Origin of the sequence: Streptomyces sp. A 4/2 (assembly GCF_940670765.1) — a bacterium.
GTDB lineage: Bacteria > Actinomycetota > Actinomycetes > Streptomycetales > Streptomycetaceae > Streptomyces.
This window is the reverse complement of sequence record NZ_CALNVW010000033.1, coordinates 15,016-28,325: the sequence shown is the minus strand read 5'-3', so window position 1 is coordinate 28,325 and position 13,310 is coordinate 15,016. Positions and strand designations below refer to the sequence as shown.

Genomic DNA, 13,310 nt, shown 5'->3' with positions numbered 1-13,310 from the left:
GGGCGGGCGGGCGGGGCGGGCGGGCAGAGCAGTCAGGGCAGGCGGACAGGGCAGGCAGGGCGGGGCGGGCAGGCGGGCAGGGCGGACGGGCAGGGCGGACGGGCAGAGCAGTCAGGGCAGGCGGACAGGGCAGGCAGGGCGGGGCGGGCAGGGCGGACGGGCAGGGCGGACGGGCAGAGCAGTCAGGGCAGGCAGGCGGACAGGCGGGCAGGCGGGGAGGGCAAGATCGACGGGCGGTTCGAAGGGGAATGCGGCGACACTCCCACCGGCCTGTCACAGCTCGGCTTCAGTCACGCCCCCGCACTCGGGACGGCTTAACCCCTGTCACCCCCGGCTCGTACACTCGCCAGCGTGGATACGACGCTTGATGACCCGCACGCCCCCCTCGTCGGGCAGTTGCTCGACGGCCGCTACCGGGTGGACGCGCTCATCGCCGTCGGCGGCATGGCCACGGTGTACCGGGCCGTCGACACCCGGCTGGACCGGGTCCTCGCCCTCAAGGTGATGCACCCGACGCTCGCCGTCGACGCCACCTTCGTCGAGCGCTTCATCCGGGAGGCCAAGTCGGTCGCCCGCCTCGACCACCCCAATGTGGTCGGCATGTTCGACCAGGGCGCGGACGGTGCGTACGTCTACCTCGCGATGGAGTACGTCGCCGGGTGCACCCTCCGCGACGTACTGCGCGAACGCGGCGCCCTGCGGCCCCGCGCCGCTCTGGACATCCTGGAGCCGGTGCTGGCCGCCCTCGGCGCCGCGCACCGTGCCGGGTTCGTGCACCGCGACATGAAGCCGGAGAACGTCCTGATCGGGGACGACGGGCGCGTCAAGGTCGCGGACTTCGGTCTCGTACGGGCCGTGGACACCGAGACCAGCAGCACCGGGGCCATCCTGGGCACCGTCTCCTACCTGGCGCCCGAGCAGATCGAGCTCGGCACCGCGGACACCCGGGCGGACGTCTACGCCTGTGGTGTCGTGCTGTACGAGATGCTGACCGGCGCGAAGCCGCACAGCGGCGAGACCCCCGCCCAGGTCCTCTACCAGCACCTCAACGCGGGCGTACCCGCGCCGTCCGCCGTCGTACCGGGGCTCGCCGCCGGTCTCGACGAGTTGGTGGCGAGCGCGACGGCCCGCAGCCCCGAGGGGCGGCCCTTCGACGCCGTGGCCCTGCTCGGCCAGGTCCGCGAGACCCGCGCCGCGCTGAGTGACGCCCAGCTCGACGCGGTTCCTCCGCAGGCGCTCACGGAGCCCGCGGACGCGGCGGGCAGCTCCGAGGACCGTACGAACGTCATCCCCCGTCCCCTCCCCCCGGCGGGCGTCGGCCGGACCGCCCGGCTGGTGCTTCCCCCACCGGGACCGGCGGAGGAGGAGCGGGGGCGCGCGCCGGTGCGCCGTCGCCGGGTGGGCCGCGGCCTGATCGCCTCGGTCGTGGCCGTGCTGCTGGTGCTCGGCGTCGGGGCGGGCGTCTGGTACATCAACTCCGGTCAGTTCACCCGTGTTCCGTCCCTGCTGGGCCAGACCGAGAAGGCCGCGAAGTCGCGGATCTCGGCCGCCGGTCTCGATGTGGAGAAGACCGACCGCAAGTACAGCGACACCTATGAGCGCGGCACCGTCATGAGCAGCGATCCCGGGTCGGGCGCCCGTATCCGTGACAACGGAAAGGTGGCGCTGGTCGTCTCGCGGGGTCCCGAGGTGGTGCGGGTGCCCGACGTCTCGGGTGAGCCGCTCGCGAAGGCCAGGCGTGACCTGACGAAGGCGGGCCTCGCCCCCGGCATGGTCACCAGGGAACTCAGCGACGGCGTCCCGCGCGGCTCGGTGATCCGTACGGCCCCGGGTTCCGGCACCGAGCGTCATGCGGACTCAGCGGTCGCCCTGGTCGTCTCCAAGGGCGCCCCGGTCGACGTACCGGATGTGACGGGCAAGTCCGTTCAGGACGCCACCGCCGCCCTTGAGGACCGGAACCTGAAGGTCGCGATCGCGCCGGAGCGGATCAACTCCCCCGAGGACGCGGGCAGGATCGCCAGGCAGTCGCTGACCGGCGGCGCCGGAGCCGCCGAGGGCGACACCGTCACGCTGACGGTGTCCAAGGGGCCGCGGATGATCGACGTCCCCGACGTCACGGGCGACAGCGTGGACGACGCGAAGAGCGCGCTGACGGCAGAGGGGTTCAAGGTCCATGTCGACCGGCCGTTCCTCTCCTTCAGCGACACCGTCGCGAGCCAGTCCGTCGACGGCGGCGGTCAGGCACCCGAAGGCAGCACGATCACCATCAAGACCAAGGGACTCTGAAGACACCGTGCGCAACCCCATCGGCGGCCATGTACCCGTGGCCGGCGGCCTCGCCAAGACCGGACTGCCCTACGCGCGTGAGCTGGGCGCCGAGGCCGTGCAGGTCTTCGTGGCCAACCCGCGCGGCTGGGCCACCCCGGTCGGGAACCCGGCCCAGGACGAGAAGTTCCGCGAGGAGTGCGCGGCGGAAGAGATCACGGCGTACGTGCACGCGCCGTATCTGATCAACTTCGGCTCGCACACGCCCGCGACGGTGGAGAGCTCGGTGGACTCGCTGCGCCACTCCCTGCGCCGCGGCCGGGAGATCGGCGCGCGGGGGGTGGTGGTGCACACCGGCTCGGCGACCGGCGGACGCCCGCGGGCGGAGGCGCTCGCCCAGGTCCGTACGCACCTGCTGCCGCTCCTCGACGAACTCACCCACGACGACGACCCCTTCCTGCTCCTGGAGTCGACCGCGGGCCAGGGCTCCTCGCTCTGCTCGCGCACCTGGGACTTCGGCCCGTACTTCGAGGCGCTCGACGCCCACCCCCGGCTGGGCGTCTGCCTGGACACCTGCCACATCTTCGCGGCGGGGCACGAGCTGGCGGGGCCGGGCGGGATGAAGCAGACCCTGGATCTGCTGGTGGACGCGGTCGGCGAGGGCAGGCTCAAGCTGGTCCACGCCAACGACTCCAAGGAGGCGTCCGGCGCCCACAAGGACCGGCACGAGAACATCGGCGCGGGTCACATCGGTACGGAGCCGTTCAGGGAACTGCTCACGCATCCGGCGACGGAGGGGGTGCCGCTCGTCATCGAGACGCCGGGCGGCAAGGAAGGACACCGGGCGGACGTGGCCCGTCTGAAGTCGCTCCGCCCCTGAGGAGCCCCGAGGGAATACCCCGAGGGGGTATGTGGTTCCGGTGAGAAGGAATCACATACCCAGCCGTCGTCATGGGGGCCTCGACATGCAGCACTCCACGCACCCGCACCACGAGCAGCACAGCCACCCCGGGCACCACGAGACCCACCCGGCCGGACACGGCGGCGGGGTCAGCTGGTCCATGGCCGCCCGCGCGACCCTGCACTGCCTCACCGGCTGCGCCATCGGCGAGATCCTCGGCATGGTGATCGGCACGGCCTTCGGCTGGGGCAACGCGCCCACGATGATCACCGCGATCGTGCTGGCGTTCTTCTTCGGCTACTCGCTGACCCTGCGGTCGATCCTCCGGGCGGGCGTCGGGTTCAAGGCGGCGTTCCGGGTGGCGCTCGCGGCCGACACCCTGTCCATCGCCGTGATGGAGCTCATCGACAACGGCGTGATCACCCTCTGGCCCAGCGCCATGAACGCCCAGCTCGCGGACGCACTGTTCTGGACCTCACTGGCCCTCTCGCTCGTCCTCGCCTTCGCGGTCACCACACCCGTCAACAAGTGGATGATCGGCCGCGGCAAGGGGCACGCGGTGGTGCACCGGTACCACCACTGACACGACCCGCCCCGGAAGCCACGGGGACGACCCGGAGCCCTCAGAGTTCCGGGCCGTCCCCGGGCTCCTCCTGGTACGAGTAGCGCTGCTCGCGCCACGGGTCACCGAGGTTGTGGTAGCCGCGCTCCTCCCAGAAGCCACGGCGATCCGCGGTCATGTACTCGACACCGCGCACCCATTTGGGCCCCTTCCAGGCATAGAGCTGCGGCACGACCAGCCGCAGCGGAAACCCGTGTTCGGCGGTGAGCAGCTCTCCGGCCTTGTGGGTGGCGAACAGTGTCTTCGCAGCTGTGAAGTCAGCGAGCCGCAGATTGGCGCTGTATCCGTACTCGGCCCAGACCATCACGTGCGTGACCTGCGGCGCGGGCGGTGCCAGCTCGGTCAGCGTACGGGCGAGGACCCCACCCCATTCGGCCCCGAGCATGGAGAATTTCGTCACGCAGTGCAGATCGGCGACCACGGTGGAGAACGGCAGCGCGGAGAACTCCTCGTGGTTCCAGCAGTGCTTCTCGCCGTCGGCCGTCGCCCCGAAAACCCGGAATTCCCACCGGTCGGGCTTGAACTTGGGCACCGGACCGTAGTGGGTGACCGGCCAGCCCCGCTGGAGCCGCTGGCCCGGTGGGAGCTCGGTCGATGCCGCTCCCTGCTGCTCCCGGCTTTCCGGCTGACCCATGCATCCATGGTGACAGACCGAGCGGGGTGGTCGTGACCAGGCATGAACGGATCGGGGCAACTCGTACTAAGCCTCCACTTACTGGACGCTCCCGGGAGGCGGTGCGAGGATGCGCGAAACCTGCCCGGATCCACGCCTGGAAGGAGCCTCTGCAATGCAGGGCGACCCCGAGGTCATCGAGTTTCTCAACGAGCAGCTGACCGCCGAACTGACGGCGATCAACCAGTACTTCCTGCACGCGAAGATGCAGGAGAACTTCGGCTGGACGAAGCTCGCGAAATACACCAGGTCCGAGTCCTTCGACGAGATGAAGCACGCCGAGATCCTCACCGACCGGATCCTGTTCCTGGACGGGCTGCCGAACTACCAGCGGCTCTTCCATGTCCGGGTGGGCCAGACCGTCACCGAGATGTTCCAGGCGGACCGCCAGGTCGAGGCCGAGGCCATCGACCGGCTGCGGCGCGGCATCGAGGTCATGCGCGGCAAGAGCGACATCACGTCTGCGAACATCTTCGAGTCGATCCTGGCCGACGAGGAGCACCACATCGACTACCTCGACACCCAGCTGGAGCTGATCGAGAAGCTCGGGGAGGCGCTCTACATCGCCCAGGTGATCGAGCAGCCGGACAGCTGAAGCGGCCGGGCCTTCCCGTACGGGAAGGAGGGGCCCGGGACGGGCGGGTGCGTCAGGCGGCTTCGGGGAGCCGCGGCGCAGGACCGGCGTCCGGTCCCGGCGGCGCCACCGGCTCCAGCGGGGTCACGCGCTGTTCGAGCAGTGCCCGGCGGGGGCAGCCGCCCCGGCCGAGGAGGGCCTGGATGCTGCGGACACAGCCGCCGCAGTCGGTACCGGCCTTCGAGGCCGACGCGATGTCCCGGGGGGTGCAGGCACCCGCTTCCGCGTGCTCCTTCACCTGCTGCTCGGTCACACCGAAGCATGAGCAGACGTACACGCGGGTTCACCTCCCGGCCGGGATCGCTGACGGGCGTCACTCCGGTGGTCAGCGAGCGACCGTCCGGGTGAGGCAAACCTAACCTTACCCGTAGCCCCAGGTGTGCAGAAGGGCCGTGGGGTCCGGATCGATGTGATCCGCGCCCCACGGCCCTTTCCGCTGTCCTGTCCACCGCGCCCAGCTGCTGGGCCCGGCTACTGCGCCCGGTACATCTCCGCGACCAGGAACGCCAGGTCGAGCGACTGGCTGCGGTTGAGCCGCGGGTCGCAGGCCGTCTCGTAGCGCTGGTGCAGATCGTCGACGAAGATCTCGTCGCCGCCGCCGACGCACTCGGTGACGTCGTCACCGGTCAGCTCGACGTGGATGCCGCCCGGGTGCGTACCGAGGCTCTTGTGGACCTCGAAGAAGCCCTTGACCTCGTCGAGCACGTCGTCGAAGCGGCGCGTCTTGTGGCCGGACGCGGCCTCGAAGGTGTTGCCGTGCATCGGGTCGGTGACCCAGACGACCTGGGCACCGGACGCGGTGACGTTCTCGACCAGGTTCGGCAGCTTGTCGCGGACCTTGTCCGCGCCCATCCTGACGATGAAGGTCAGCCGGCCCGGCTCGCGGTCCGGGTCGAGCCGCTCGACGTAGCTGAGCGCCTCCTCCGGAGTCGTCGTCGGGCCGAGCTTCACACCGATCGGGTTGCGGATCTGCGCGGCGAACTCGATGTGCGCGTGGTCCAGCTGACGGGTGCGCTCGCCGACCCACACCATGTGGCCCGAGGTGTCGTAGAGCCTGCCGGTGCGCGAGTCGGTACGGGTCAGCGCCGACTCGTAGTCCAGCAGCAGCGCCTCGTGCGAGGCGTAGAACTCGACCGCGCGGAACTCCGCCGGGTCGGTCCCGCAGGCCTTCATGAAGTTGAGCGCGCTGTCGATCTCACGGGCGAGCTGCTCGTAACGCTGCCCGGACGGCGACGACTTGACGAAGTCCTGGTTCCAGGCGTGCACCTGGCGCAGGTCGGCGTACCCACCGGTGGTGAAGGCGCGGACCAGGTTCAGCGTCGACGCCGACGCGTGGTACATCTGCTTCAGCCGGTCGGGGTCGGGCACCCGGGACTTCTCGTTGAAGGCGAAGCCGTTGACCGAGTCACCGCGGTACGTCGGCAGGGTCACCCCGTCGCGGGTCTCGGTCCCCTTGGAGCGCGGCTTGGAGTACTGCCCGGCGATCCGGCCGACCTTGACGACGGGCACCGACGCGGCGTAGGTGAGCACCGCGCTCATCTGGAGCAGCGTCTTGAGCTTCGCGCGGATCTGCTCCGCGGACACGGCGTCGAAGGCCTCGGCACAGTCGCCGCCCTGGAGCAGGAACGCCTCGCCCTTGGCAACGGCTCCCAGGCGCTCGCGCAGCTGGTCGCACTCGCCCGCGAAGACGAGCGGCGGATACGACGTGAGGTCCGCGATCACATCGCGCAGCGCCTCGGTATCCGGGTACTCGGGCTGCTGCGCCGCGGGAAGGTCTCGCCAGGTCGCCTGTACGGCGGGGGCTTGGGTATCAGCGTTCACGGTCACAGGCCAACAGTACGGGGTCGCCGCCGACGCATTTCGCGCTGCCCGCTGGGTGAGACGGACCGGTGGCTCCGATGCGCTACAGTCCCCCTCATGTTCGCGACGACGACTCGAAACTGGTGGTGGACCGCTCATCCGGCGGCCCACTGACATCGCGCGTACAGACGAAGCGAAGGCCGCCCGAGGGGCGGCCTTCCGTGTTTCCCGGGGCCGTTCCTCTCCGCTCTCCCACTCCCCCGCCCGTCGGGGAGCCCCGGAAAGGAACACCCGATGCTCATCAGCAGACTGCTGGACGACCACCGCCCCTTCGCGCTGCTGCGCAGGCGCACCCCCGGCCATGACCACGACACCGTCGAGCTGCTGATCGGCGAGGTCCGCGAGCTGGAGCGGCTCGCGGACATCCCGGTGGACGACGCCCGGCCCGCTCTCGCGCTGGTGCCGTTCCGGCAGATCAGGGAGCGCGGTTTCGATGTGCGCGACGACGGGACGCCGCTGGCCGTGCTGGTCGCCGACGAGACGTACGCACTGCCGCTCGGCGAGGTGCTGGACGCGCTGCCCGCGCACGACGTACGCGTCGAGAACGGCGGCTTCGACGTCAGCGACGAGGCCTACCGGGAGATCGTCGGGCAGGTGATCACGGACGAGATCGGGCAGGGCGAGGGGGCGAACTTCGTCGTGCGGCGGACCTACACCGGCTCGGTCCCCGGCTTCGGCAGGGCGGACGCGCTCGCCCTGTTCCGGCGGCTGCTCGCCGGTGAGCGCGGTGCCTACTGGACCTTCGTGGTGCACACCGGGGAGCGCACCCTGGTCGGCGCGAGTCCTGAGGTGCACGTCCGGATGACCGGCGGGACCGTCGTGATGAACCCGATCAGCGGGACCTTCCGCTATCCGCCGGAGGGTCCGACCACCGAGGCCCTGCTGGACTTCCTCGGTGACCGCAAGGAGACCGACGAGCTGTCGATGGTCGTCGACGAGGAGCTCAAGATGATGTGCACCGTCGCCGGTATGGGCGGGGTCGTCATCGGGCCCCGGCTGAAGGAGATGGCCCATCTCGCGCACACCGAGTACGAGTTGCGGGGCCGCAGCTCGATGGATGTGCGCGAGGTGCTGAAGGAGACGATGTTCGCGGCGACCGTCACCGGGTCGCCGGTGCAGAACGCCTGCCGGGTCATCGAACGGTACGAGTCGGGCGGGCGCGGCTACTACGCGGGCGCGCTGGCGCTCGTCGGGCGGGACGCGGGCGGTGCGCAGACCCTGGACTCGCCGATCCTGATCCGTACCGCCGACATCGGTGCCGACGGCGCGCTGCGGGTCGCGGTCGGGGCGACGCTGGTACGCCACTCGGACCCGGCGAGCGAGGTCGCCGAGACGCACGCCAAGGCGGCGGGGGTGCTGACGGCGCTCGGGGTGCGGCCCGGCCGGGACCGGCGGGAGGCCGGGCCCGCGGGGCCGCGGCTGGCGGACGATCCGCGGGTGCAGGCGGCCCTGGAGTCCCGGCGGGCCGACCTGGCACCGTTCTGGCTGCGGATGCGCGAGCCGGTGGCCGCCGTGGCGGGCCGTGCGCTGGTGGTGGACGCGGAGGACACCTTCACCTCGATGCTGGCGCATCTGCTGCGGTCGTCGGGGCTGGAGGTGACCGTACGGCGCTACGACGAGCCGGGGCTGCGCGAGGCGGTACGCGCGCACCGGGGGCCGGTGGTGCTCGGCCCCGGCCCCGGCGACCCGACGGACGCGGCCGACCCGAAGATGCGTTTTCTGCGCGGGCTCGCCGCGGAGCTGCTGCGCGACCACCGGCACGGGCTGCTCGGGGTCTGTCTGGGGCACGAACTGCTCGCGGCCGAGCTGGGACTTGAGATCGTACGGAAGGAGGTCCCGCACCAGGGGGCCCAGGAACGCATCGACTTCTTCGGGCGCGAGGAGACGGTGGGCTTCTACAACTCGTACACGGCGCGGTGCGACGAGCGGACGGTGACGGAGCTGGCCATGCACCGGATCGAGGTGAGCCGTGCGGAGGCGAGCGGTGAGGTGCACGCGCTGCGCGGGGTGGGGTTCGCGGGGGTGCAGTTCCATCCGGAGTCGGTACTGACGCTGGAGGGTGCGGGTCTGGTGGCGGGGCTGCTCGCGGGGGTGCTGGTGTAGCGGATCAGTTGGGTGCCGGGGGCGGGGCCCCCGGCACCAGCGTGTTCTCGCCCCGCCGCCCGGCCAGGTGGTCCGCCACGTTCCGTACCGTCGCCTCGATGATCTGGCTCACCGCCTCGTGTGTGTAGTACGCCTGGTGCGAGGTGACGAGGACGTGCGGGAACGTGACCAGCCTCGCCAGGGTGTCGTCCTCGACCACGTCCAGGGACTTGTCGAGGAAGAAGAGCCCCGCCTCCGCCTCGTAGACGTCGAGCCCCACCCCGGTGAAACGGCCCCGTCGCAACTCGCCGACCAGGGCGTCGGTGTCGATGAGGCCGCCGCGGCTGGTGTTCACGAGGATCGCGTCGTCCTTCATCGACGCCAGTTCGGCCGCGCCGATGAGGTGGTGCGTCGCGGGCAGCAGCGGTACGTGCAGCGTGACCAGGTCGGACTCGGCCAGGAGCTGGTCCTTCCCCACGTACCGCATGCCCAGGGCGGCGCAGGCCGGGTTCTCCGTGACGTCCCAGCCGAGCAGGTTCATGCCGAAGCCGTGGGCGATACGGGTGAAGGCCTCACCGATCTTGCCCGTCCCCAGCACCCCCGCTGTCCGGCCGCGCAGGTCACGGCCCATCAGGCCGTCCAGGCGGAAGTCGAAGTCCCTGGTGCGGCCCGCGGCCCGGACGATGCGGCGGTTGACCGCCATCGCGAGGGTCCAGGCGAACTCGGCCACCGAGTACGGCGAGTAGGACGAGACCCGGGCGACGGTCAGGCCCAGCTCGTGGGCGACGTCCAGGTCGATGTTGTTGAAGCCGGTGGAACGCTGGGCGACGAGTCTCGTACCGCCGGCCGCGAGACGGCGCAGGACCTTCGCGCCGAGGTCGGCGTTGACGCTGGTGCTGACGATCTCGTAGCCGGCCGCGATCGGGACGGTGTCCTCGCTGAGGAAGACATCCACGCAGTGGACGTCGTGGTGTCCGGCGAAGGCCGCCTCGATCAGCGGGCGTTCATCGGCCTGCACGCCGAACGCGAGGATTTCCACGGTTTCTCCCGGAACGAGCGGATACGGGACGGAACAGTGTGAATATACGGCTCTCCGCTCGGGCCCGCTCAGCAGCTCGGTCCTGCTCACCTCCGACCCGCTCAGCAGCTCGGGCCCGGCTCAGCCGAAGAAGACCCCGGCCTCGCGGTACAGCGCCGGGTCGACGGTCTTGAGCTGTGCGGTCGCCACCGCGATCGGCACCCGCACGATGTCCGTGCCGCGCAGCGCGACCATCGTGCCGAAGTCCCCTTCGCGCACGGCGTCGATCGCGTGCAGCCCGAAGCGGGTGGCCAGCCAGCGGTCGAAGGCACTGGGGGTGCCGCCGCGCTGGACATGGCCGAGGACCGTGGTGCGGGCCTCCTTGCCGGTGCGCTTCTCGATCTCCAGGGCGAGCCATTCCCCGATGCCGGAGAGCCGGGCATGACCGAACGAGTCGAGCGTGCCGTCCTTGAGCACCGCATCGCCGCCCTTGGGCATCGCGCCCTCGGCGACGACCACGATCGGCGCGTAGGACGCCCGGAAGCGCGAGGTCACCCAGGAACAGACCTGGTCGATGTCGAAGCGCTGCTCGGGGATGAGAATGACGTTGGCGCCGCCCGCCAGCCCGGAGTGCAGCGCGATCCAGCCCGCGTGCCGCCCCATCACCTCCACGACGAGGACGCGCATGTGCGATTCGGCGGTGGTGTGGAGGCGGTCGATGGCCTCCGTGGCGATGCCCACGGCTGTGTCGAAACCGAAGGTGTAGTCGGTGGCCGAGAGGTCGTTGTCGATGGTCTTCGGTACGCCGACGCAGGGAATCCCGTACTCGTCCCAGAGGCGGCCCGCCACCCCGAGGGTGTCCTCGCCGCCGATCACTGTCAGCGCGTCCACCCCGCACGCGGCGAGGTTCTCCCTGACCCGGCGGACACCGTCAGCCGTCCTGAAGGGGTTGGTGCGCGACGATCCGAGGATGGTGCCGCCACGCGGCAGGATGCCGCGCACCTCCGGGATGCCGAGCCGGACCGTGTCGCCCTCCAGGGGGCCGCGCCATCCGTCCTTGAATCCGGTGAATTCGTAGCCGTACTCCTGCACGCCCTTGCGGACGACAGCTCGGATGACCGCGTTGAGTCCGGGGCAGTCGCCGCCCCCGGTCAGTACTCCGACCCGCATGGAGCCACGTCCCTTCGCAGTGGAAGACGCCGTACTGCCACGCTACGGTGACCCACGTCACAAAGGGATAGGGCGGAGGGTCAATTCCCGCTGAGGAAAGCCGGGTTGGGCCCGGTCGTGGATCCGGGGGGCCGTCGCTCAGATGCCGTCGAGGCCGCGCTCTATCGCGTACCTCACGAGCTCCACCCGGTTGTGCAGCTGAAGCTTGCCGAGGGTGTTCTGCACGTGGTTCTGGACGGTGCGGTGCGAGATGACCAGCCGCTCGGCGATCTGCTTGTAGCTCAGCCCCTTGGCGACGAGCCGCAGCACCTCGGTCTCGCGCTCGGTGAGCCGCGGGGCCTTCGGCTCGTCGGAGGCCACGGGCGCCGGGTCGGAGGCGAGCCTGCGGTACTCCCCGAGCACCAGACCGGCCAGTCCCGGGGTGAAGACCGGGTCGCCGACGGCGGTACTGCGCACCGCGTCGCACAGCTCCTGGGTGCTGGCCGACTTCAGCAGATAGCCGGTGGCACCCGACTTCACCGCTTCCAGTACGTCGGCGTGCTCACCGCTCGCGGAGAGCACCAGGACGCGGAGCTCCGGATCGGCGCCGACCAGCTCCTTGCAGACCTGGACGCCCGGCATCCCGGGCAGATTGAGGTCGAGGACCAGCACGTCGGGCGTGGTGGCACGGGCACGGCGTACCGCCTGGGGTCCGTCGCCCGCCGTGGCGACCACGTCGAAACCCGCGGCGAGGAGGTCGCGGGCGACCGCGTCCCGCCACATCGGGTGGTCGTCGACCACCATCACCCTGACCGTCGGCTGCTCACTCATGTGCGTCCTGCCTTCCCCCGTGGAACCTTCAGTTCTACCTCCGTGCCCTGGCCGGGCACCGAGATCAGTTCGGCGCTGCCCCCGAGGTCCCGCAGCCGGCCGCGGATCGACAGGGCGACACCGAGGCGCCCCTCCCCCTCGGCCACGGCGAGCCGCCCGTCCGGGATGCCGGGACCGTCGTCCCGCACCGTCACGATCACCTCGTCGGGCTCGTCCTCGACCAGGATCCAGGCCTGGGCGCTGTCTCCCGCGTGTCTGCGCACATTGTCCAGGGCGGCACTGACAGCAGCCGCCAGCTCCGTGGCCGCCACCGGGTCCAGCAGGACCGGGGCACCCGGTTCCGCGAAGCTCACGCGTGATCCGGCGTGCGGGGCGAGAAGCGTGCGCAGATCGCACGGCCCGCTCTCCTGCGGCCGGTCACCACCGCTGCCCCCGCCACCCTCCCCGGTCCCGGAGTTCCCGCCGACGGTCCTGGCGATGCGGTCGGTTCCGCCGGTGCGGTCCGCGGTGCCGACGGGGATCCGTGCGGGAGGCACCAGCCCGCTGGAGACCAGGGTGCGCAGGGCGACCTCCTGTTCCCCCGCCATCCTGCCCAGCTCGGCGGATTCGCCGCCCAGCTCGGTGCCGCGCCGCTGCACCATGGCGAGGACCTGGAGCACGCTGTCGTGGATGTCCCGGGCCAGCCGCTCCCTTTCCCGGGTCGCCGCCTCGATCTCCAGGGCGCGGGCGAGGGTGCGCTCGGAGGCGCGGGCGACCTCGACGATGTAGCCGATGGCGATGGAGGCGATCCACACGAGCAGGATGTTGTGGAGGGTGTCCCTGCTGGGTTCACCACGCTCGACGATGTTGGCGACCGCCACCAGGGACGAGGCGAACGCCGCCCAGCGCCAGCCGCCCTTGATGGCGAAGGCGAGGACCGAGCCCGCGGTCCATATCGACGGCAGCGTCGTGGCGCCGCCGACGACCCGGGCGTGCGTGTCCGCGAAGGGCGTGAGCAGGATGCCGACGAGGGCGAGGGTGAGGTCGGCGCCGAGGAAACGTTTGGTGCAGTGGGCGGCGTTGGCGACCCTGGGGAGCGTGGCCAGCGTCCAGACGGTCAGCACGGAGAGATAGCTGACGGCCACCCAGTGGCGCGCGAACTTGTCGTACGCGAAAGCGACCAACAGGATCGCGTAGACCAGCGTCAGGACGCGGTAGCCCGTCAGGGCACGCCACAGGGGCTGCTCCACCGACATCCGCACGACCCGCTCGCGCCGTTCCTTCGCCATGCCCCAC

General features: G+C 70.9%; 13 protein-coding genes. 6 read left to right on the top strand and 7 right to left on the bottom strand.

Going from position 1 to position 13,310, the window contains the following annotated elements; all coding sequences use genetic code 11:
* The first annotated feature begins 351 nt into the window (after positions 1-351).
* The 3 genes from pknB to NBY69_RS24705 all read left to right on the top strand — a co-directional run bounded on the left by pknB (position 352) and on the right by NBY69_RS24705 (position 3,749).
* A complete protein-coding gene (gene pknB / locus NBY69_RS24715) occupies positions 352-2,286 on the top strand; it encodes a Stk1 family PASTA domain-containing Ser/Thr kinase (protein WP_250303677.1) in 1,935 nt (644 codons plus the stop codon).
* A 7-nt stretch (positions 2,287-2,293) separates the two neighbouring features.
* Positions 2,294-3,145 carry a deoxyribonuclease IV gene (locus NBY69_RS24710; protein ID WP_250303676.1) on the top strand — a complete coding sequence of 284 codons (852 nt, stop codon included), beginning with the start codon at positions 2,294-2,296 and terminating at the stop codon, positions 3,143-3,145.
* Positions 3,146-3,230: 85 nt separating this feature from the next.
* Positions 3,231-3,749, top strand: a complete 519-nt coding sequence (locus NBY69_RS24705) for a DUF4396 domain-containing protein (RefSeq protein ID WP_250303675.1) — start codon at positions 3,231-3,233, stop codon at positions 3,747-3,749.
* 40 nt (positions 3,750-3,789) lie between these two features.
* Here the strand turns inward: NBY69_RS24705 and NBY69_RS24700 are convergent, their stop codons facing one another.
* Positions 3,790-4,422 carry a sulfite oxidase-like oxidoreductase gene (locus NBY69_RS24700; RefSeq protein WP_250303674.1) on the bottom strand — a complete coding sequence of 211 codons (633 nt, stop codon included), beginning with the start codon at positions 4,420-4,422 and terminating at the stop codon, positions 3,790-3,792.
* A gap of 154 nt (positions 4,423-4,576) precedes the next feature.
* Between NBY69_RS24700 and bfr the strand changes: the two genes are divergently transcribed.
* Positions 4,577-5,056 (top strand): bacterioferritin, encoded by a 480-nt coding sequence (bfr, locus tag NBY69_RS24695; RefSeq protein ID WP_250303673.1) that lies wholly within the window; start codon positions 4,577-4,579, stop codon positions 5,054-5,056.
* A gap of 52 nt (positions 5,057-5,108) precedes the next feature.
* Here bfr and NBY69_RS24690 read toward each other — a convergent pair whose 3' ends face one another.
* Both NBY69_RS24690 and NBY69_RS24685 read right to left on the bottom strand, forming a co-directional pair.
* The gene (locus NBY69_RS24690) at positions 5,109-5,372 is read right to left on the bottom strand and encodes a bacterioferritin-associated ferredoxin (RefSeq protein WP_250303672.1); all 264 of its coding nucleotides are present in this window, start codon (positions 5,370-5,372) and stop codon (positions 5,109-5,111) included.
* Between the two features lie 194 nt (positions 5,373-5,566).
* Positions 5,567-6,922, bottom strand: a complete 1,356-nt coding sequence (locus tag NBY69_RS24685) for a class II 3-deoxy-7-phosphoheptulonate synthase (RefSeq protein ID WP_250303671.1) — start codon at positions 6,920-6,922, stop codon at positions 5,567-5,569.
* Between the two features lie 90 nt (positions 6,923-7,012).
* On the opposite strand from NBY69_RS24685, the gene NBY69_RS37675 reads away from it, so the two are divergent.
* Together NBY69_RS37675 and NBY69_RS24680 are read left to right on the top strand one after the other, a co-directional pair.
* Positions 7,013-7,069 (top strand): trp operon leader peptide, encoded by a 57-nt coding sequence (locus NBY69_RS37675; RefSeq protein WP_353961846.1) that lies wholly within the window; start codon positions 7,013-7,015, stop codon positions 7,067-7,069.
* 120 nt (positions 7,070-7,189) lie between these two features.
* Positions 7,190-9,058: an anthranilate synthase family protein gene (locus NBY69_RS24680; protein WP_250303670.1), complete on the top strand. Its 1,869-nt coding sequence runs from the start codon at positions 7,190-7,192 to the stop codon at positions 9,056-9,058.
* Between the two features lie 4 nt (positions 9,059-9,062).
* Here NBY69_RS24680 and NBY69_RS24675 read toward each other — a convergent pair whose 3' ends face one another.
* From NBY69_RS24675 to macS, 4 genes are all read right to left on the bottom strand, one after another.
* The gene (locus NBY69_RS24675; RefSeq protein WP_250303669.1) at positions 9,063-10,076 is read right to left on the bottom strand and encodes a 2-hydroxyacid dehydrogenase; all 1,014 of its coding nucleotides are present in this window, start codon (positions 10,074-10,076) and stop codon (positions 9,063-9,065) included.
* A 120-nt stretch (positions 10,077-10,196) separates the two neighbouring features.
* Positions 10,197-11,225, bottom strand: a complete 1,029-nt coding sequence (locus NBY69_RS24670) for a 6-phosphofructokinase (protein ID WP_250303668.1) — start codon at positions 11,223-11,225, stop codon at positions 10,197-10,199.
* Positions 11,226-11,363: 138 nt separating this feature from the next.
* Entirely contained in the window at positions 11,364-12,035 is a 672-nt protein-coding gene (locus tag NBY69_RS24665; RefSeq protein ID WP_250303667.1) for a response regulator transcription factor, read from the bottom strand.
* Positions 12,032-13,303: a MacS family sensor histidine kinase gene (gene macS / locus NBY69_RS24660; RefSeq protein WP_250303666.1), complete on the bottom strand. Its 1,272-nt coding sequence runs from the start codon at positions 13,301-13,303 to the stop codon at positions 12,032-12,034. Before macS ends, NBY69_RS24665 begins: the two co-directional genes overlap by 4 nt.
* Positions 13,304-13,310 lie beyond the last annotated feature (7 nt).